This window comes from Bacillus sp. KS1 (genome assembly GCF_020075515.1).
Taxonomy (GTDB): domain Bacteria; phylum Bacillota; class Bacilli; order Bacillales; family Bacillaceae; genus Bacillus; species Bacillus velezensis.
This window is the reverse complement of the sequence record NZ_JACAWW010000014.1, coordinates 114,552-133,771: the sequence shown is the minus strand read 5'-3', so window position 1 is coordinate 133,771 and position 19,220 is coordinate 114,552. Positions and strand designations below refer to the sequence as shown.

At 47.8% G+C, this 19,220-nt stretch carries 18 protein-coding genes; 5 read left to right on the top strand and 13 right to left on the bottom strand.

Annotation, left to right across the window (positions count from 1 at the left end):
- Positions 1-8: 8 nt before the first annotated feature.
- Positions 9-1,319, bottom strand: a complete 1,311-nt coding sequence (locus HWY38_RS07340) for an MFS transporter (protein WP_224181560.1) — start codon at positions 1,317-1,319, stop codon at positions 9-11.
- A gap of 218 nt (positions 1,320-1,537) precedes the next feature.
- Here HWY38_RS07340 and HWY38_RS07335 point away from each other — a divergent pair, with 218 nt between their 5' ends.
- Positions 1,538-2,326 carry a sugar phosphate isomerase/epimerase family protein gene (locus tag HWY38_RS07335; RefSeq protein WP_224181559.1) on the top strand — a complete coding sequence of 263 codons (789 nt, stop codon included), beginning with the start codon at positions 1,538-1,540 and terminating at the stop codon, positions 2,324-2,326.
- Positions 2,327-2,456: 130 nt separating this feature from the next.
- On the top strand, positions 2,457-2,741 hold the full coding sequence (locus tag HWY38_RS07330) for an antimicrobial peptide LCI (protein WP_151295792.1): 285 nt from the start codon (positions 2,457-2,459) through the stop codon (positions 2,739-2,741).
- Positions 2,742-2,791: 50 nt separating this feature from the next.
- On the opposite strand, the gene nadE is transcribed toward HWY38_RS07330, so the two are convergent.
- Together nadE and HWY38_RS07320 are read right to left on the bottom strand one after the other, a co-directional pair.
- Positions 2,792-3,610 (bottom strand): ammonia-dependent NAD(+) synthetase, encoded by an 819-nt coding sequence (gene nadE, locus HWY38_RS07325; RefSeq protein ID WP_007409061.1) that lies wholly within the window; start codon positions 3,608-3,610, stop codon positions 2,792-2,794.
- Between the two features lie 134 nt (positions 3,611-3,744).
- The gene (locus tag HWY38_RS07320) at positions 3,745-4,341 is read right to left on the bottom strand and encodes a DUF1989 domain-containing protein (RefSeq protein ID WP_011996295.1); all 597 of its coding nucleotides are present in this window, start codon (positions 4,339-4,341) and stop codon (positions 3,745-3,747) included.
- Positions 4,342-4,465: 124 nt separating this feature from the next.
- On the opposite strand from HWY38_RS07320, the gene HWY38_RS07315 reads away from it, so the two are divergent.
- Positions 4,466-5,794: an amino acid permease gene (locus HWY38_RS07315; RefSeq protein WP_044802731.1), complete on the top strand. Its 1,329-nt coding sequence runs from the start codon at positions 4,466-4,468 to the stop codon at positions 5,792-5,794.
- A gap of 1 nt (position 5,795) precedes the next feature.
- Here HWY38_RS07315 and HWY38_RS07310 read toward each other — a convergent pair whose 3' ends face one another.
- The 3 genes from HWY38_RS07310 to HWY38_RS07300 form a co-directional block, all read right to left on the bottom strand.
- Complete coding sequence (locus tag HWY38_RS07310) at positions 5,796-6,557, bottom strand: YqcI/YcgG family protein (protein WP_224181558.1); 762 nt, start codon at positions 6,555-6,557, stop codon at positions 5,796-5,798.
- A gap of 67 nt (positions 6,558-6,624) precedes the next feature.
- The gene (locus HWY38_RS07305; RefSeq protein WP_043021494.1) at positions 6,625-7,254 is read right to left on the bottom strand and encodes a LysE family translocator; all 630 of its coding nucleotides are present in this window, start codon (positions 7,252-7,254) and stop codon (positions 6,625-6,627) included.
- A 63-nt stretch (positions 7,255-7,317) separates the two neighbouring features.
- Positions 7,318-7,779, bottom strand: a complete 462-nt coding sequence (locus HWY38_RS07300) for a MarR family transcriptional regulator (RefSeq protein WP_003156626.1) — start codon at positions 7,777-7,779, stop codon at positions 7,318-7,320.
- 113 nt (positions 7,780-7,892) lie between these two features.
- On the opposite strand from HWY38_RS07300, the gene HWY38_RS07295 reads away from it, so the two are divergent.
- Entirely contained in the window at positions 7,893-9,425 is a 1,533-nt protein-coding gene (locus HWY38_RS07295; RefSeq protein WP_224181557.1) for an MDR family MFS transporter, read from the top strand.
- A 41-nt stretch (positions 9,426-9,466) separates the two neighbouring features.
- Here the strand turns inward: HWY38_RS07295 and HWY38_RS07290 are convergent, their stop codons facing one another.
- The 4 genes from HWY38_RS07290 to HWY38_RS07275 all read right to left on the bottom strand — a co-directional run bounded on the left by HWY38_RS07290 (position 9,467) and on the right by HWY38_RS07275 (position 14,891).
- Positions 9,467-10,420 (bottom strand): L-lactate dehydrogenase, encoded by a 954-nt coding sequence (locus tag HWY38_RS07290; protein ID WP_007609256.1) that lies wholly within the window; start codon positions 10,418-10,420, stop codon positions 9,467-9,469.
- A 248-nt stretch (positions 10,421-10,668) separates the two neighbouring features.
- On the bottom strand, positions 10,669-12,648 hold the full coding sequence (gene amyE, locus HWY38_RS07285; RefSeq protein WP_224181556.1) for an alpha-amylase: 1,980 nt from the start codon (positions 12,646-12,648) through the stop codon (positions 10,669-10,671).
- A gap of 229 nt (positions 12,649-12,877) precedes the next feature.
- Positions 12,878-13,366 (bottom strand): DUF6773 family protein, encoded by a 489-nt coding sequence (locus HWY38_RS07280; RefSeq protein WP_015416759.1) that lies wholly within the window; start codon positions 13,364-13,366, stop codon positions 12,878-12,880.
- 91 nt (positions 13,367-13,457) lie between these two features.
- Positions 13,458-14,891: a YfcC family protein gene (locus HWY38_RS07275; RefSeq protein ID WP_130571642.1), complete on the bottom strand. Its 1,434-nt coding sequence runs from the start codon at positions 14,889-14,891 to the stop codon at positions 13,458-13,460.
- A gap of 134 nt (positions 14,892-15,025) precedes the next feature.
- On the opposite strand from HWY38_RS07275, the gene HWY38_RS07270 reads away from it, so the two are divergent.
- Complete coding sequence (locus HWY38_RS07270) at positions 15,026-16,147, top strand: M20 peptidase aminoacylase family protein (RefSeq protein WP_072588771.1); 1,122 nt, start codon at positions 15,026-15,028, stop codon at positions 16,145-16,147.
- A gap of 34 nt (positions 16,148-16,181) precedes the next feature.
- On the opposite strand, the gene HWY38_RS07265 is transcribed toward HWY38_RS07270, so the two are convergent.
- From HWY38_RS07265 to opuAA, 3 genes are read right to left on the bottom strand one after another with little or no spacing between them, the layout of a single operon-like run.
- Entirely contained in the window at positions 16,182-17,063 is an 882-nt protein-coding gene (locus tag HWY38_RS07265) for a glycine betaine ABC transporter substrate-binding protein (RefSeq protein ID WP_224181555.1), read from the bottom strand.
- Positions 17,063-17,911, bottom strand: coding sequence for a glycine/proline betaine ABC transporter permease subunit OpuAB (gene opuAB / locus HWY38_RS07260; protein ID WP_003156639.1), 849 nt, complete (start codon positions 17,909-17,911; stop codon positions 17,063-17,065). The genes HWY38_RS07265 and opuAB overlap by 1 nt, the downstream gene beginning before the upstream one ends.
- Complete coding sequence (opuAA, locus tag HWY38_RS07255; RefSeq protein WP_015416756.1) at positions 17,912-19,168, bottom strand: glycine/proline betaine ABC transporter ATP-binding protein OpuAA; 1,257 nt, start codon at positions 19,166-19,168, stop codon at positions 17,912-17,914.
- Positions 19,169-19,220 lie beyond the last annotated feature (52 nt).

Here is a 19,220-nt window from a genome sequence, read left to right as displayed (position 1 = left end):
TTTTCTTTCTATCGGAGCGTAATGCGTTCCACCTTTCCGACAATGAAAATATAAGAAAATGCCCCGATAAATGCGACAGCGCCGACAAACAGAATCGCTCCGTTATATGAACCGGTCGCAGAAACGATAAACCCGATGATAAGCGGGGTGATAATACCGGCCATATTGGCGAAAAAGTTAAACACGCCTCCAGCCAATCCGATTGTCTCGCTTGGCGCCACCTCACTCAGCATCGTCCAGGATATATTGGACATGCCCTGCGCAAAAGAAGCAATGGATAAGATCGTCAAAACCGCAGGAGCAGAATCCGTAACATTCGCGAGCACGATGGAGCCTGTCAGCAGAAGACCGAGGATGACGGGCGTTTTCCGGGCAACGTTCACCGACACGCCCCGTTTCATCATTCCGTCAGACCAATATCCGCCGAACAATACACCGAAAAAGGCGGCGATATACGGAATTGATGCGGCGAAGCCGACTTTTAAGAAAGCCATGTGCTTTGCCTCCGCCAGATAAGTCGGAAACCATGTCAAAAAGAAGAACAGCGTGGAGGCTACGGCGAACTGGCCGATATACAAGCCGACAAGCTTGCGGTATTTGAGAAGCTGGACGAAATCCGGCCACGTGATCCTGCCGGCTGATTCTGACACCTCTGTCAGTCCGCCGCCTTCTCTAATATAATCAAGCTCTTCCCGGTTCACTTTCCGGGACCGATTCGGCTCGTGATACATTTTGAACCAGAAAATGGAGAAAACAAGCCCGAGCACCCCTGAGGAAATAAAGACGGCGCGCCAGTCAAATGCCGTTAACACCCAGAATAAAACCGGTGTGGCGAACGCCAGCCCCACATATTCCCCCGCCGTATAAGCACCCGTCGCAAAAGCGCGTTCCCGCCTTGGAAACCATGTCGTGACAATCCGGTTGTTTGCCGGAAACGCAGGCGATTCAGCCAGCCCGATAATCAGGCGGCAGCCGAATAAAAATCCGAAACTGGCCGCAAAAGTCTGCACTCCGGTGAAAACCGACCAGATCAATAAAGAAACGCCGTACGTCCGTTTTGACCCGAATTTGTCCAAAATGAGCCCGCCGGGAATCTGCATTCCCGTATAAGTCCAGCTGAATGCGGAAAAGACGACGCCCAAAAGCGCGGGGCTTATGTTCAGCGATGTCTGAATGGACGGGGCGGCGATGGATACACTGGCACGGTCTATATAATTAATCGCAGTGATAAAAAACAAAAGAATCAGTATCACATAACGAGCGCGAGTCGGTTTATTGCGGACGGGACTGAAGTCCGTCAGCTCCGTTTCATTTTTCAATGGCTTCTCCCCCTTACTCGAATGAAATTAATTGTACAACACTTCGGTCAATTATTTAATACTTTGACGCAAAAAAGCGCTAAACAATTTGTGTGCCGCACTGACCTGATGCAGACACACCCCGCTTATAAAAAAGTGTCTGCCCTTTTCACCTGTTTATCCGTATCGCACCCGGGGAAAAAGTACACATATGATAGACAGTTACGGGAGGATTACCGATGAAACTGAGTTTTTGCACGACAGGATTTAAAAAAAAGCATATTTTCGACGTCATTTCTTTCGCGAAGGAGCACTCCTTTGAGGGAATCGAACTGTGGTACGGACACGCTAAACAATATATAGAGGAAATCGGCCCCCTCGACAGGCTTGATCAGCAGCTTCAGGAGGAAGGTATCGGGGTGCCTGCCGTCAGTTTGTACACTGACTTCGCCACTCAGGATGAAAGGCAGGCGTTAAAAGATGTTCAAAGGGCATTAAGCGCGGCACGACAGCTGCGCAGTCCCTTGATCAGAGTCTTTGCCGGCAATCTTCCTTCGCATCGGACATCACCGGAAAAGTGGCAGCGTGCGGTTGATCAATTTCAGCAGGCGGCACGGCTCGCAGATGACTATGAAGTCGATATCGGGCTTGAGATTCATTACGATACGTACGCGGATACACCGGAGGCGGCGCTGGCATTTTTGGAGGATGTCGGACATCCGCGGGTCCGCACCATTTTTGACGGCTCCAACCTACACGTTAATCACGTTGACCAAATGTCCGCTTTAGAAAAACTGTATCATACCGTCAGCCACATTCATCTGAAAAACTATCACTGGAATTTTGACAACTGGTATCTCAGCAAGCCGGTGTCTGTTCTGCAAGGCGATTTACGGCAGGAACCCTTTCTGAAAGAACTGTTGAACAGGCAATACGGCGGATTTGTGTCACTCGAATACTTCGGTCATCATGCTGAAGCGCATATGAAAGAATCTCTGAATGAGATCAGGCACTGCTTTAAGAAATAAAAAACATCCCTTCAGAGGGGATGTTTTTTCAAATTAAGAAAAAAATTTTAGAAACACAGAAGGAATTTTATGGATAATCATCTAATTATTAACACTGTAATACATTTCATTTGAAAAGGGAGTGCTCGAAATGAAATTCAAAAAAGTGTTAACCGGTTCTGCGCTGTCTCTTGCCTTACTGATGTCTGCCGCTCCTGCCTTTGCCGCATCACCAACAGCATCTTCATCTGCGGAAAACAGCCCAATCTCAACGAAAGCAGATGCCGGCATTAATGCCATCAAGCTCGTTCAAAGCCCTAACGGCAACTTCGCTGCTTCTTTCGTTTTAGATGGAACAAAGTGGATTTTCAAAAGCAAATACTATGACAGCAGTAAAGGGTATTGGGTAGGGATTTATGAAAGTGTAGATAAATAAAAATGAGATAAACAAAAAACCTCCCTTTCAAAAGGGAGGTTTTTTTCATTCTATTTCCACCAATCATCAAACATCGATGCCGGCACCTGGCGCTTGTGCTCCGTACTGAGGTAGCGTTTTTCCAGCGCCTCAATCACTTCGGAAGATACGTCCTTGCCTTCTAAATAATCATCAATGTCATTGTATGTGATGCCGAGTTCGGTCTCATCAGTCTGCTGCGGTTTTTCATCAAGCAGATCGGCCGTCGGTAATTTCAAATACAGGCGCTCCGGCGCACCGAGCTCTTCTAATAAACGTCTGCCCTGTCGTTTCGTTAATCCGGTCAGCGGCAGCAGATCAGCTCCGCCGTCACCGTATTTCGTAAAGAAACCGGTCACCGCCTCGGCCGCATGGTCGGTTCCGATGACAAGCAGCCCCTCTTGTCCGCCGATGGCATATTGAGCGATCATTCTCATTCTGGCCTTTACATTTCCTTTGTTAAAGTCAGACAGCTGATCGCCCGTGTCTTTTTTGTACTGATCAGCGAACGCGCTGACAGCGGACTTAATATCAAATGTCCATGATTTATCAGGTTTAATGAATTTGAGCGCCAATTGGGCGTCATCCTCATCCTGCTGTGTGCCGTGCGGAAGCCGGACGGCGATAAATTCCGCATTTCCGCCTTCTTCTCTGATGCTCTCCGCCGCCAATTGGGCGAGGCGTCCCGCAAGCGTGGAATCCTGCCCCCCGCTGATGCCGAGCACAAAGCCTTTGGCACCTGTTTTTTTCAAATATTGTTTCAGAAAGTTCACTCTGTCCTCAATTTCTTGTTTCGGATCAATTGAGGGCTTTACATGGAGATCATTCATAATTTGTTTCTGGATGCTCATCCCAATCACTCCTCCTGCATTGTTTCTTTATAATCCATTTCCCGTTCATGCTGAAAATGAATCATGCCACTATGTACGACTCTCTGTTAAATATAGCACAGGTGCAGATTTTAAGTGAATCAAATACACCGGGATCAGCTGATTTCCACCCGCAGCGCCGTGATGCTGTCTCCGTTGCATTTTCCTTTTTCGATCGGACAGGATGAAAACGCCACGACGAGATCCATTTCCGCACGGAGCCGTACATAATCACCCGCGTCAGATAGAGGCGTTTCGACTGATAAGTTCCCTTTCTCATCGAGCACCGTGTTCATAAAAATGGCGAATGGGTAATGCATATGCGGCCGCGGCACCCCGAATGGTTCAAGCGCTCCGCTCATATTGTCATAGCACGTATCCTGGAGCTCATCTTTATGCTTTCCGTATAAAAGCCTGTTCATATCCGGACGGCAGGCGGGAAGCAGCAGGTCATGCTTGCCGACTGTATCCTCAATCAGCGTCAGCATCGGCTTGTATAAATTCGAATAAATATGATCACCCGTTTTTACATGAATGGACTGGTTGGCATCAATCGTCGCGCCCTGATCAAGATGTTCATAGAAGTCCTTGGCATGATACGCCGTAAAATCAGCCACCTGCTGCCCTTCCACATCGACTACTTTTATAATCTGCCCTTTGTGAACCTTCAGGCCGAGCCCTTTTTTCGGAGGTACGATAAATTGCTGTGTCATCAGACTGCTCCTTTTTTTCTTCTATTATGAACTCCGGCCGTTTGTTTCATGTAAAGCAATTTATTGGATGTATATTCCCCTTCTGACGGCCGCAATCTAAGCTTTGATAAAGGGGTTGAACTTCATGGGTAAATCACAGGACCAGCCTAAAGGGAATCTCGCTTGGTGGCAGCTCTCCTTAATCGGCGTCGGCTGCACAATCGGGACAGGATTTTTTCTCGGGTCCAGCATCGCTATTGTCAAAAGCGGATATTCCGCGCTGATCTCATTTCTTATTGCCGGGCTTGGCACCTATTTTGTCTTTGAACAGCTCGCGAAGCTTTCGGCTAAACAGCCCGAAAAGGGGTCTTTTTGCGCTTATGCGAGAAAGGCTTTCGGCAATTGGGCCGGTTTCAGCAACGGATGGGTGTACTGGTCGTCCGAGATGCTGATCACGGGAAGCCAGCTGACAGCGATCTCGCTGTTTACGAAGCATTGGTTTCCGAATGTGCCGCTGTGGATTTTCGCCTCCATCTATGCGGTGCTCGGTCTCTTGATTATATTTACGGGGCTGTCCGTTTTTCAAAAAACGGAAAATGTGCTCGCTGTTGTCAAGACGGCGGCGATTTTTATGTTTATCGTCATCGCCATATTGGCGCTGTGCGGTATATTTTCTCATAAACCGGATGTGCAGGTGCCGAACGAATCAAAGGATTTGTTCCCGCACGGAGCGATGGGGTTATGGACGGGACTGATTTATGCGTTTTACGCCTTCGGAGGAATTGAAGTCTTGGGGCTGATGACCGTACACTTGAAAAAACCGGAGGAAGCCTCAAAATCAGGCCGGCTGATGCTTGCCGTACTTGCGGTGATTTACGTCATTTCTCTCGGCCTGGCGCTGCTGTTAGTGCCGCTGGGCAAATTCACCGAGCAGGACAGCCCGTTTATTACATCGCTGAAGGGTTTTCATTTAGATATCATTCTTGATATTTTTAACGGGATTTTTATTATTGCGGGATTTTCCACACTCGTCGCCTCGCTGTTTGCCGTGACGACATTGCTTTGTACAATGGCCGATGACGGGGATGCGCCGAAATGCTTCAGGTTAAAGGAAAACAAAAAAATCTGCTGGCCTGCGCTCGGATTGACGTTTGCCGGACTCATCGTCTCCATCATCCTGTCATTGGTGCTGCCGAAAAATATATATGAACACATGACAACCGCGGCGGGTCTGATGCTTCTTTATACGTGGCTGTTCATTTTGTTCTCGGGCAAGAAACTGCTCGAAACGACAAAGATGGGAACCGCACAGATTTTTATCGCCCTTGTGCTGATTGTCGCGGCCGTCTCCGGGACGCTGTTTGAGAAATCGAGCCGGCCCGGTTTTCTGGTCAGCCTTTGTTTTCTCGCCGTCATTGCGATCGTGACATGGATCGTACAAAAAAAGCAGGGACACAGCCCTGCCGGATCATAGCTTATTTCGTCGGTTTAAACAGTCTTTTCAAATAAGAAAAGGGACACTTTGACACTTGCGTCTCATCATCACGGAGGAAATATTGCTTCCATTCTAAATTGTCTTTTCCTCCGTACCACCCCAATCGGGGATGAAGAGGGGCTTCATCATACGCCTCTAAGCGTTTTCTGATCAGCCGGCTCATGTTTCGTCCGAACGCGGTTGAATCATTTAATCCTTCGAAAACCCATCTCGGCTGAAACGCCAGCATAAAAAACGGGAAGCTTCTGCTTTGTCTCGCTTCATGCGCAGGCGTCGCGCACAGAATAAAATACGGCTCGCCGTCAAAGCAAAACTCCCATTTATAATGTTCAGGGTCTTCCGGCATGTCTTCCGGCCAGTCATTCGGGTCGCAGCCGCTCAGCCGGTTTAAAAAAGACCAGAACAGCTCTTCATACGCCTCAACGGAATAATGCTCAGCTAAATCCTCAGGCGTATCAAAAATCACAAGCAGCGACGCGTATCTTCCGGTATCCCTTGAGATCTTTCCGTACTCGGACAGCAGCACCCCCACTTCCTCCGGGGTTCCGTTTTCGCGGGGATCACCCGCAAAGGATATCCGGAGCTGATCTGTCAAAAATCCCTGACGTCCGGGAATGCACGGAAACGTATCCGCTTTATCGCCTATTTTTTCTGATAGAAGCTCAAAAGCGATTCTCTGCCAATTTGGCAGATCCAATAACTTTTCCTCAAGGCAACTTTTTGTGTACAGCCCGCTTGCCATCGGCCCACCTCCAGTATCGTCATGATACGTTATGACGGAGATAGGCGATGGGTGACAGTCCTTCTATTTATGAGATGAGCATTTGAATCCCCTGCCAGCCGAAATAAAATCCGAAAACGATCAAAGACACACCCGCCGCTCCCGTCAGCCAGCGAAGCGCTGTTTCATGAAGGAGATTTCTGAAAGTGCTCGCAGCGATCGCCATGCAGAAATCCCAGATCAAAATGCCGAGAAGAATGCCGGAGCTGTAAATCAAAAGCTGGTTCGCATCGAAGGATTCAGCGGTTTTTGCGAGGATGCTGCCGTATATGCCGAGCCAGAATAAAATGCTCAGCGGATTGGAAAGAGAAATAAAAAATCCCGCGCCGAATGTTTTGTAAAAAGCCGGTTTTCCTTTTCCGCTTCTGACATTCATGGCTTCCCTTATATTTTTTAACGTTTCGACTCCCGTATAGGTCAGCACAAAAAAACCGAAGAGCCACAAAAACGTTTTTACAAAAGGAGCGGTCAAAAATTGAGACAGCCCGAAATAGATCAGAATCATATACAGCCCGTCCGCGGCCATGGCGCCAAGACCGAAAATCCATGCATGCCAAAAGCCGTTTTTGATGCCTTTGTCAATTTGCGCCGCATTGACCGGTCCGACAGGTGCTGACAATGACAGCCCGAGAACGATGTAGCTTAAAAAAATGTTCATTGGCTTCCCCCTCATTCATGCAACTTGTACAAGTTATTCATGAATGGGCCGTGCTATGATACATTATTTTAATTTCTCAAGCTCGTCTTCCATCATGTCCGTCGCTTTTCCTAAAAAATCGAATATCAGCCGCAGTTCTTCTTCTTTATATTGTCGGCAAAGGCTGATCGTGGACTGGGATAAGGAGCTGAACAATTGCTTCACATTCGCTTTTCCGGCTGTCAGCGGCACGATGATCACCCGACGTTTGTCTTCGGGGTCTTTTTTCCTCATGACATATCCCGCTTTTTCGAGCCGGTCAATGAGCGCCGTTACCGAACCTGTGCTGAGGCCGGTTTTTTTCCCCAGCTCGCCTGCGGTCATCGGGCCTGCTTCATTTAAGATATCAGCTGATTTCAAATCGGTCGGAAACAGACCGAGAGATTGAGCGGCCGCCTGATGAAACAGGATCGTCCTTGTGGCCATCTTCCGGAATAACTGTATCGCGGTTTCCTCCGTCTCGCTTCTGGTATTTCTTGTTGACAACTGACAGGCCTCCCTATAAAATCAATTTATCTTGACGATCAAGATAATTTTCGGCAAATCTAATATGATCATAGCAAATTTAATGATCAAAAGTAAGTATGGGAGGAAAAAGCATGGAACAAACAGCCGCGAAGGACGCCTCGACGAAGTATGTCGTCATCGGTCTTTTACTGGGCATTTTAATGTCGGCTATGGATAATACAATCGTTGCCACTGCGATGGGAAATATCGTGGCGGACCTCGGAAGTTTCGATAAGTTCGCGTGGGTGACGGCATCATACATGGTAGCCGTTATGGCCGGTATGCCGATTTACGGAAAACTGTCCGATATGTACGGACGCAAACGTTTCTTTTTATTCGGTCTTATTCTTTTCTTAATCGGATCTGCATTATGCGGAATCGCCCAAACAATGGATCAGCTCATTATTTACCGCGTCATTCAGGGAATTGGCGGAGGCGCGCTGATGCCGATCGCCTTCACGATCATTTTTGATTTATTTCCGCCGGAAAAACGCGGCAAAATGTCGGGCATGTTCGGTGCCGTTTTCGGCCTGTCCAGCGTTCTCGGGCCGCTTTTAGGCGCGCTCATTACCGACTCCATCAGCTGGCACTGGGTGTTTTACATCAACGTGCCGATCGGTATTTTATCATTGTTTTTCATTCTTCGTTATTATAAAGAATCCCTTGAACACAGGAAGCAGAAAATCGACTGGGCCGGCGCGATTACGCTGGTGGTTTCCATTGTCGGTCTGATGTTCGCTCTTGAGCTCGGCGGAAAAACGTATGATTGGAACTCCGTGCAGATCATCGGTCTGTTCGCTGTGTTCGCCGTGTTCTTTATCGCCTTTTTTATTGTGGAAAGAAAAGCGGAAGAACCGATTATCTCATTTTGGATGTTTAAAAACCGTTTATTTGCCACGGCACAGATTCTGGCGTTCCTTTACGGAGCCACGTTCGTCATTTTAGCGGTGTTTATCCCGATCTTCGTTCAGGCTGTGTACGGAAGCACCGCGACAAGCGCGGGCTTTATTTTGACGCCGATGATGATCGGTTCTGTTATCGGAAGTATGATCGGCGGAATTTTCCAGACGAAAGTGCGGTTCCGCAATTTAATGCTGATTTCCGTGGTCGCTTTCTTTATCGGAATGCTGCTGCTTTCCAATATGACACCGGATACGGCGCGTATGATGCTGACGGTATTCATGCTGATCTCAGGATTCGGCGTCGGCTTCAACTTCTCACTGCTGCCTGCCGCGTCCATGAACGATCTGGAGCCGCGTTACCGCGGAAGCGCCAACTCAACAAACTCGTTTTTGAGATCATTCGGTATGACGCTCGGTGTGACGATTTTCGGAACCATCCAGACGAATGTGTTTACCAATAAGCTCACAGATTCATTCAGCGGCATGAAAGGAGCGGGCGGCGCGATGCAGAACATCGGAAATCCGCAGGAGATTTTCCAGGCCGGCACGCGCGCTCAAATTCCGCCGCACATTCTGGATCGCATTATTGACGCCATGTCGCAAAGCATCACATATGTATTTACGCTTGCGCTGGCGCCGATCGTCATTGCGGCCGTTACCATTTTGTTTATGGGAAAAGCGAGAGTAAAAACCTCTCAGGAAATGGCGAAAAAAGCGAATTAAAAAAAGCAGTACATGGCGTTTGTCATGTACTGCTTTTTTGTTTACCCAGCGAAATGCGGAGCGAGAATATCTTTCAGCACGTTTGCGCTGCGGCTGAATTGAGCCTGTTCTGTTTCATTCAGCTCAAGTTCCGTCACACCTGCGATGCCGTTCCGATTGACGACGGCCGGAACGCCGATAAAGACGTCGTTTACACCGTATTGGCCGTCCAGATATGTGCTGACGGTTAAAATGCTGTTTTCATTACGCAAAATCGCTTTTGTGATGCGGGCGAGGCTCATCGCCACTCCGTAATATGTCGCGCCTTTTTTCTCGATAATATGGTAGGCCGCGTTTTTCACATCGTCAACGATCTGATCCAGCTCGTCCTGTTTGTAAGCTGCATTTTTCTCCAGCAATTGCTGCACCGGCACTCCGCCGATATTGGCGTGACTCCATACAGGAAGCTCGGTATCGCCGTGCTCGCCGATAATGTGGGCGTGTACGTTTTGCGGAGCGGCTCCGAAGTATTCGCTCAGCATATAACGGAATCGCGCAGAATCCAGTGTCGTGCCGCTGCCGATGACGCGTTCTTTCGGCAGGCCGCTGAATGTCCAAGTCGCATAAGTGAGAATGTCGACCGGGTTTGTGGCAACGAGGAAGATGCCGTCAAATCCGCTTGCCATTACTTCACCGACAATACTTTTAAAAATGGCGAGATTTTTTTCGACCAGCTCAAGTCTCGTTTCGCCCGGTTTTTGATTGGCCCCTGCACAGATGCACACGATATCGGCATCCTTGCAATCCTCATATGTGCCGTAAGACGTTTTGACCGGATGAGGCGCAAACGCCTTTCCGTGATTTAAATCCATGACATCTCCCATGGCTTTTTCTCTATTTACATCAATGATCACAAGCTCATCTGTGATCCCTTGGTTAATTAACGCAAATGCATAACTGCTTCCAACAAAACCTGCTCCGATTAATGCTACTTTGTTCACTCGTTCGTTCATCATGTATGCTCATCCTCCAGTGTTTCGTGGTGTCTATTTTTAACTTGTGAAGTATTTCACATTTATATTGTGCAATACTTCACAAACTTTTGCAAGAGAAAAGTTTGATTTTTGGACAAAAAAATATCGGTGATGGTTTCCAGATTGTTGACAACATCCTAAAACGGAACCGTTTTAGGATGTTGTCATCTTTTCAGCGTGATTGATTTCCTAACAGAAGCAAGGGTTTGATGTGATGATGTCTCTATTCATTAATGCGGAAGATAACCATTCAAACCGGAGTTGTTATACAAACCATTCTGCACATAATCAAAGCCGGGCTGGTTCTGGCCGGGCACTTGGGCGCTGCCATTGTTAAAAATCACTTTGGCGTTAGCCGTATCCGCATTCTCAGGCAGCGTCAGCGTGTACATTCCATCTGCATTCTTGGTCATGGCTTTCCCCGGCCACGATCCGGTTAATTCTATGGCCCTGCCTCCATCATGTTTATAGATATAAGCATTTACCTGGCCCCAATGATCCGGATTTTGATAGCCAATGATGTTGGTTTGGGCCGGGTCTTTTTTGACAAACGTGTATTCTTGGGTTCTCGCTGCACCCTCGCCGTTCGTTCCGGTTAATTTGATGTTGTATGTCGTGCCGATTGGATCTTCTTTCCCGATCGTTAATCGGTCTCCATCCTTAAATGCTGTCTCCTGACCATTATTGATTTGGTAAACGGCTTTTGTTGTTTTCGCATTTGCACGCAGGGTGACCGTCAGCAGATCATTGAAAGAATGGACTGCCTCTGTTTGGTAATTCTCAAGAAAGACATGAGGCGCATTTCCAATGTCGTCAGGATAAAGAACAGCCGCGGATCTGGCATTGATCGTACCTGTCAGTTTGCCGTTCGCTACTTGAAATGAACCGGCGCCGGCCCTATTATCATACCTGCCGTCAGGTAATTTCGTTGAAGTATTGACGGTGACAGAAGACGATCCTGCATTTGCCAGCACAACGCCTTTTGAGCCGCGCTGATTCATAAATATTTGATTGTTCCCATTCGGATTCGAGAGTTCCTCGGGCTGCCCGGCCATTTCATTGTGAAATTGATTGACCGCAGTGATCGCCTGATCTTTAAATAAGGCGCTCCCGCGATCGCCTATTTGACTTTTTCCAGGGAACCTGACACCATTTCCTCCGCCCTCAGGCCGGGAAAAGAAAAGAGGCGTGCTTCCTGAGCGCGAACCAATCACTGCCCAGCCTAAACGAATATCGTCATCACTCATCCATGTGGACTCTTCATCATCATTGGCATACGTATCATGTGATTCCACCCATGTGACTAACTTGTCCGCAGACACGTCAGATGCATAATGGGAGATATTCGACACACTCAGATTACGATTCTTTAAAGCGGATCTGATGGAATGCCCGTAGTTAGAAGCCGTCACATTCATATAATTCGCATAAGCAGTATCTCTGGATGCGCTGTCTTGCAGGATTTCTCCGTATTGGAACTCCGCCGATGTATTTGTGATATTCGGCCAAAATTGGCTGCCGTAATTCCCATCATCCGGAAGCTCTATATGCTTGGCGGCATCATAGCGGAACCCGTCTGCTCCGTCATTCAATGCTCTTTCCAAGAAACGTTTCAGATAGGCCTGCACCTCAGTGTTCTGTGTATTCCAATCATACAGCCCAAGCAATGAATTTTGAGTGACGTCCCATCGATCCGACCAATTTTTAATTTGTGTGTTCCCGTGGGTCCAGTTTGGAATACGCTTAATCTCGTCAGAAATCGCAGCGTAATCGCTGGTGGTATGATTGATAACCGCATCAACAATGACTTTTACGCCATACTTTTCCGCGGCTGCACACATGTCCTTAAATTCTTGTTCAGTGCCTAAGTAACGGTTGCCGATTTGGTACGATGTCGGCTGATACAGCCAGTACCAGTTCCTCATGCTTTTATCTCCTTGGTTCCCTTCCTTTACTTGGTTAATCGGAGACGTCTGAATGGCTGCATAACCCGCATCACGAATCTCTTTCATATTTTGTGTTAACGTATTGAACGACCAATTCCAAGCATGAAGGATGGTCCCATTTTTGACCGATGACGCGGCCACCTCATTCGATTTGTTTGCAGTTTCAGCGTTTGCAGCCGCCGGGCCTGACAAAACCAAATGAAACAGCAATAAAAATCCGGCAAATAACGGCAGTAAAGAGGTTTTGAATCGTTTTTCAAACATTTTTGACACTCCTTATTTCATTTTTGAAGACTGACTGCGGAGTCAAAAATTCCTCTTACTCTTTCTTCAGCTCCTTTCAACTGTTGTGAAGACTGGAGAATTCTGTTAACGCTTACATTTCAACTTATCACACTCTCTCTATCAAAGCAACGTGACAGAGTGAATTCAAATCTATCTTCCTATCAATTAAAAAGACTTCCCGCTTTCAAACAAAAAAAGAAACCACCTGTCAAGATGATTTCTTTTTTATTTCTTTTATCGCTCTTCTGTAAGACAGCTTCACAATGACATACCGAAGCAGAAACAGAATGCCTCCGCAGACGATAAAAAGAAAGATCATTTTCAGCCAAGCAAAGAATGTATGGGGAAACCCCCTGTCGTACATCGTAATCGCCGCTACCGCAAAAGTGACCGCAATTGAATCTATCCGCTGCTGCTTCACCCGCTTTTGCAGTTCTTCTTTGGTGTCTATTCTCGGCATGAGCATTCCCGACGCTCCCGCCCTGATACAATAATAAACAATTATAATGAAGAAAACCGCCAAGCTTCCGGCCCATTCCCTAAACGGACAGTTCAGAACAAGTCCGCGTACGATGATGTCAAGCAAAGACAGTGTGCCCACAAGCATTCCGACTTCTGACCAAATCATTCGTTCTTTCTCTTTCACACTCTCACTCTTTCCATTCACGTTTGAAAGTCTGTTCCGACGCTGATTCATGACTTCCTCCCGTACTATTAAGAATGGCTTACAACTCCCATTATATCTTGCCGATTCATAATGATAAACCGAAATATCATTGACAAAAATGTTAATAAGGACCCCAATTGATCAGGACGCCTATGCAGATAAACACAAGGCCGATGACAAACCAAATCAGCGCCAGCGGAATCATGAAGCGAAGCCACTTTACGTACGGAATGCCGCTGGCAGCCAGTACGGCCATCAGCACGCCGGAAGTCGGATTGACACAGTTTACGACGCCTTCCCCAAGCATAACCGCTTCAACCGCGACCTGTCTCGTGATACCCATCAGATCGGCAAGCGGCGCCAAGATCGGAATAAATACGACCGCCTCCCCTGAGCCCGATGAAATCAGAAAATGAAGCAGGGCGCTGGAAATATACATTCCGATGGCGCCTGCCATCGGGCTGAAACCATGCAGCAGTGACGCAAGTCCATTGACTACCGTATCAAGCAGCTTTCCATGTTCCAGGATAACGGAAATGCTTCTCGCCATTCCGACGATCAGCGCGCCGTAAACGAGCCCCTGACAGCCTGTAATAAACGTTTTTGCGATATCATTTGCCGCCATTCCCGCAATCAGGCCTGACACGATTGAGATAAAAATGAACACGGCGGCCATCTCTGAATCAGACCAATCAAGAGTAAGCGCGCCGTACAAAAAGCCTGCAAGCGACAAAGCCGCGACAGCCAGAATCAATTTATGGCGGACGGTAAACGGGACATGCTTGTCCTCCGGCTCAGAAACCTGCGGGAGTGAACCTGCCGCAGGAAACCAATCGTTCCCCAGCAGACTGGCGTCCTTTGCTTTTCTGAGTTTTCTCGTATACCGATAAATATATAAAATAGATGATAACAGAAAACAAATGTAGACGGCAATCCGCAGGCCGATACCGGAAAACAGCGGCAGCTCCGCGATGCTTTGTGATAACCCGAGCGGTGAAGGTGATAAAATCGTCGCGTTAAACCCGGCATAGCAGCCGATATAAATGACGGCCGCTCCGGCCACGGCGTCCCATTTCAGCGAGCGGGCGACGATCAGGCCGATCGGAATAAAACCGATCACGGAATTAACGACGATGCCGGTTGTGCCGAGGATCGAAAACAGAGATCCGACAATCGCAATAAACAGCAGCTGTTTTGTGCGGAACGTAGTGATGACATTACTGATCAATCCATTGATGGCGCCCGTTTTCTCCAAAATCGCAATGGTGCCGCCCGTAAACAGGATTAAAAAAATAATCGGCGCGGAACTTGTCATCCCTTCCTGAATCGCGGTAAAAAAAGCGATCGGGCTGACAGGAGACTGGTCTAAAGAATGATAGCTTCCCGGGACGGCGGACGTCACACTGCCCTTTGTCACCCTGTCAAATTCTCCCGCGGGAACGATGTACGACGCTATCGCGCATAGTAAAGCGACAATGAACAGCAGCACATAAGCATCAGGCATCACAAACAATTTCTTCTTTTTCAATACAGGTTCGGCCTTCGGCACAGCCATAACATCACCATCCCGCTTTAAATTTATAAACTATTCAGAAAATACAGATATGTGCTATATTATATACAGACCGATTGCCTGTTTTCAATATCAAAAAATAAAAAACAGACAGCTTTTGAAGGAGGACTTACGGCATGAACAGACTCACAGCGCATGAAAAGCAAGTCATTATGGACATTTTTGACCACCTGCACGCCAATCCCGAAGTAAGCTGGAAAGAATATCAAACAACTGAATATCTGACTGAAAAACTGAAAGAGGCCGGCTGCCGGACCCGCACGTTTGATGATTGTACCGGGGTTGTCGGCGAAATCGGAGAAGGCTCGCCCGTTGTGGCTGTCCGGGCGGATATTGACGCGCTGTGGCAGGAAGTGGACGGTGTGTTTCAGGCGAACCATTCATGCGGACATGATTCACATATGACGATGGCGCTCGGTACGATGATGCTTTTAAAGAGTCAGCCGAAACTTCCGAAGGGCACCATCCGCTTTATTTTTCAGCCGGCGGAAGAAAAAGGCGGCGGAGCGCTGAAAATGATTGAAAAAGGCGTACTGGATGATGTTGACTTCTTATACGGCGTGCACGTGCGCCCCGTACAGGAAACGGCAAACGGCCGATGCGCACCGTCCATTCTGCATGGGTCAAGCCAGCATATAGAAGGACTGATTATCGGAGAAGAAGCCCACGGCGCGAGACCGCATCTCGGCCTTAACAGTATCGAAATCGCCGCTCTTCTCGTCCAAAAACTCAGCTTCATTCATCTTGATCCCGGCATCCCGCATTCCGTGAAGATGACAAAGCTTCAGGCAGGCGGAGAGAGTTCCAATATCATTCCGGGAAAAGCATCGTTCAGCCTTGATCTCCGCGCACAAACCAATGCCGCCATGGAGAAATTAACCGCCGAAACCGAAAGAGCCTGTGAGGCGGCGGCTGCCGCATTCGGCGCAAAAATCGAACTGCAAAAAGAACACAGCCTCCCGGCAGCCGAGCGAAACAAGGAGGCGGAAGCCATCATGGCATTTGCGATCAGCAGCATTCTCGGAGAAGAACATCTGGATGAACCTCTTGTGACAACCGGTGGAGAGGATTTTCATTTTTACGGGTTAAAGGTGCCGAACTTGAAAACGACGATGCTCGGCCTGGGATGCGGTCTGGAGCCGGGACTTCACCATCCCCAAATGACATTTGACCGAAGCGCCATCTTTACTGGCGTTGAGATATTAACGGCCGCCGTCCTCAAATCGTTTGAAGCATAAAAAAAGCAGCCCGTTACAGGGCTGCTTTTCTTCATTACTTCTTCAGATCTTCAATTGAATTGACATTTTTCATGTACTGAGGAACGACCAGACCCATCTTGACGCCTGTCAGACTCGTTCCTACATCTTCATATTTGCCTTTATATTTAGACGCATATGCCTTATGGGTATTCGGAAGCCAAGCAGACAATGACGCATCCGCGCTGCCTGTCGCAATCGCAGTCCACATCGGTCCTGCCTCCACTTGCGTCAGTTTCACGTCATAGCCGAGGTCTTGAAATACTTTTCCGATTACATTCGTACTTGCGATTTCACTGTCCCATGCCACATAAGCCAGGTTGATTTTATCCCCTTTGACTTTATGGGCGCCTTTTGTCCATTGAGCCACTTGGTCTTTGTGTTTTTTCACATATTCAGCTGCGGCTTTGGCCGGCTTTTCGCCTTCCTCAACGGCAATCATGACTTCTCCCATATCGTCCTGCGTCCATTTGAACTGTCTGAGAACTTTGGCCGCGTTAGGCTGTTCCTTACTGAAGCCGGTTCTAGTAATCGTATGAATCTGCTCGGCAGTTCCATACGTTTTTTTCGGATCATCAAGGAACTTCAGCTTGTATCTGGAGAACATCCAGTGCGGCGTCCAGCCCGTTACGATGATCGGCTTTTTCCGGTCATATGATTTCTTCAATGTCGCCGTCATGGCAGCACTTGACGCCGTGACGACATTCCAGTCTTTCAATCCGTAATCCTTCACGGCCTCATCCGTCAGGGCCATGATCCCCGATCCCGGATCAATACCGATAATGGTTTTGTTCACCTGGTCCGCAGCCGTTGCCTTACCATCAGTCTGCGAACCGCAGGCAGCCAAAGAAAGAGCCAGCGCAGCGGTAACGCCGACACCGATGATTTTCTTAAGCATCAGGCATTCCCCCTGCTCTTCTTCTTCACTTTAATGTTTTGCGTGATACGGTCGAGTGTAATCGCTACGATAACGATCGCGATACCCGCTTCCACTCCGACACCGGTTTTCAACTGTGTGACGGCGCTGTATACTTCAGAACCGAGGCCCGGCGCACCGACCATGGCCGCGATAACGACCATTGACAAAGCAAGCATGATGCTTTGGTTAATACCGGCAAGAATTGTTTTTGTGGCAAGCGGAAGCTGGACCTTGAACAGACGCTGAGACGTCGTTGAACCGAATGCTTCCGTCGCTTCAATCAGATCAGCCGGAACCTGTTTAATACCGAGAACCGTCATGCGGATCGTCGGAGGCATCGCGAAAATAACAGATGCCACGACGCCTGGCACAACCCCGATATTAAAGAAGAAAATGGCAGGCAGCAGATATACGAAAGCCGGCATGGTCTGCATTAAATCCAGAATCGGTGTGACAATGCGGCGGACCGTTTCTTTCTGAGACGCCCAAATGCCGATCGGAACCCCGATAATAATGGAAATCAAAACAGATGTGACGACAAGCGCCAACGTTTGCAGCATCGGCGACCAATAACCCAAATAATCAATAACAAGGAATCCGATTAACGTAAAAAGTGCAATTCCTCTCGTACTGATCCACCAAGCGAGAGCTGCAAAAATAACAGTCAATAAAATAGACGGGATGAAACCCAAACCGCTCACAATCGCGTTTACGAAAGCGGCCAAACCGTTTGAGATTCCGTCAAAGAAACCTCCGAACGTCATGGTAAGCCAGTCAACAAACCGATCAACGATATCTGCTAACGGAATTCTAGGCAATCTGTCCATTTACTTCACCCCCTGAACAGAAGAATCCTGAGCTTGTTCAGCAGAATCTTCAACATTTATATAATCGTTATTTCCTGAAAGCGCGCCGATTAATGCGCCTTTTACGACAATGCCTTTCATGCGGTCCTTATCGTCCGTGACGGCGATCGGAATATTCGCATCAGACACGACATCGAAAATTTCCGTCAAGTACGTGCTTTCGTTTACAGTCGTAAATTCAGTATTTAGAATATCCTGAAGCGATAAGTCGGATTCCACCGCTTTTTTCGCATCCGCCGCGTGAATGACGCCGAGAAGCTGTTTCTGTTTATCAACGGCGTAAATAGAAGAAATACCGAGATTCTTCATGAGCTGCAGCGCTACACGAGGCCCTTTGTCAATCCGCACGGTTTCAGCGCGCTTCATGATGTGACCCGCTGTCAGAACTTTGGATAAATCAACGTCCTCAACGAATTTCTCAACGTATTCATTGGACGGGCTCATCAGAATTTCTTCAGGCGTCCCGATCTGAACGATGTTACCGTCTTTCATCAGCACGATTCTGTCGCCGATGCGCAATGCTTCATCAAGATCATGCGTGATGAAGATGATCGTCTTGCCGACAGAGTCATGAAGGTCTAAAAGCTCATCCTGCATGTCTTTGCGGATCAGCGGATCAAGCGCACTGAAAGCTTCATCCATCAGAAGAATGTCAGGATCATTCGTCAATGCGCGCGCAAGTCCGACACGCTGCTGCATTCCTCCGCTGAGCTGATCAGGGAATTGGTGTTCAAAGCCTTCAAGACCGACAAGTTTAAGCGAATCAAGCGCTTTTTGCTCACGCTCTTTTTTGTCGACGCCTTGGAGCTCTAAACCGTATTCCGTATTTTCAAGAATCGTTCTGTGCGGAAACAGCGCAAATTTCTGAAAGACCATGCTGATTTTTTTCCGGCGCACTTCCCGGAGCTGGTCTTTTGACATATTTGTTATCATGTCACCATCAATATAAATATTCCCGGCAGTCGGTTCAATAAGCCGGTTTAACAGCCGAACTAAAGTTGATTTACCGCTCCCCGATAGACCCATGATGACAAATATCTCCCCATCATATACATCAAAGTTTGCTTGATTGACACCAACGGTTGATCCGGTCGCTTTCAGGATCTCTTTTTTGTTTTTTCCGCTGGACAGCATCTGAATGGCTTTTTTTGTCTGTTTTCCGAAAACCTTAGATACATTTTCGACTTTTATCTTAATTGGTTTCTCATCCAAATTCATATTTTCCCTCCATAATAAGCAATCTTTAATACCGTAACACGTTTGTAATAAG

Coding starts and splice junctions, on each gene's coding strand:
- HWY38_RS07275 (WP_130571642.1), bottom strand. CDS start 14,891: ATGGCTGTGCCGAAGGCCGAACCTGTATTGAAAAAGAAGAAATTGTTT.
- amyE (WP_224181556.1), bottom strand. CDS start 12,648: ATGTTTGAAAAACGATTCAAAACCTCTTTACTGCCGTTATTTGCCGGA.
- HWY38_RS07280 (WP_015416759.1), bottom strand. CDS start 13,366: ATGAATCAGCGTCGGAACAGACTTTCAAACGTGAATGGAAAGAGTGAG.
- opuAA (WP_015416756.1), bottom strand. CDS start 19,168: ATGAATTTGGATGAGAAACCAATTAAGATAAAAGTCGAAAATGTATCT.
- HWY38_RS07305 (WP_043021494.1), bottom strand. CDS start 7,254: ATGAACATTTTTTTAAGCTACATCGTTCTCGGGCTGTCATTGTCAGCA.
- HWY38_RS07330 (WP_151295792.1), top strand. CDS start 2,457: ATGAAATTCAAAAAAGTGTTAACCGGTTCTGCGCTGTCTCTTGCCTTA.
- HWY38_RS07335 (WP_224181559.1), top strand. CDS start 1,538: ATGAAACTGAGTTTTTGCACGACAGGATTTAAAAAAAAGCATATTTTC.
- HWY38_RS07270 (WP_072588771.1), top strand. CDS start 15,026: ATGAACAGACTCACAGCGCATGAAAAGCAAGTCATTATGGACATTTTT.
- HWY38_RS07295 (WP_224181557.1), top strand. CDS start 7,893: ATGGAACAAACAGCCGCGAAGGACGCCTCGACGAAGTATGTCGTCATC.
- HWY38_RS07290 (WP_007609256.1), bottom strand. CDS start 10,420: ATGATGAACGAACGAGTGAACAAAGTAGCATTAATCGGAGCAGGTTTT.
- HWY38_RS07265 (WP_224181555.1), bottom strand. CDS start 17,063: ATGCTTAAGAAAATCATCGGTGTCGGCGTTACCGCTGCGCTGGCTCTT.
- HWY38_RS07320 (WP_011996295.1), bottom strand. CDS start 4,341: ATGACACAGCAATTTATCGTACCTCCGAAAAAAGGGCTCGGCCTGAAG.
- nadE (WP_007409061.1), bottom strand. CDS start 3,610: ATGAGCATCCAGAAACAAATTATGAATGATCTCCATGTAAAGCCCTCA.
- opuAB (WP_003156639.1), bottom strand. CDS start 17,911: ATGGACAGATTGCCTAGAATTCCGTTAGCAGATATCGTTGATCGGTTT.
- HWY38_RS07315 (WP_044802731.1), top strand. CDS start 4,466: ATGGGTAAATCACAGGACCAGCCTAAAGGGAATCTCGCTTGGTGGCAG.
- HWY38_RS07310 (WP_224181558.1), bottom strand. CDS start 6,557: ATGGCAAGCGGGCTGTACACAAAAAGTTGCCTTGAGGAAAAGTTATTG.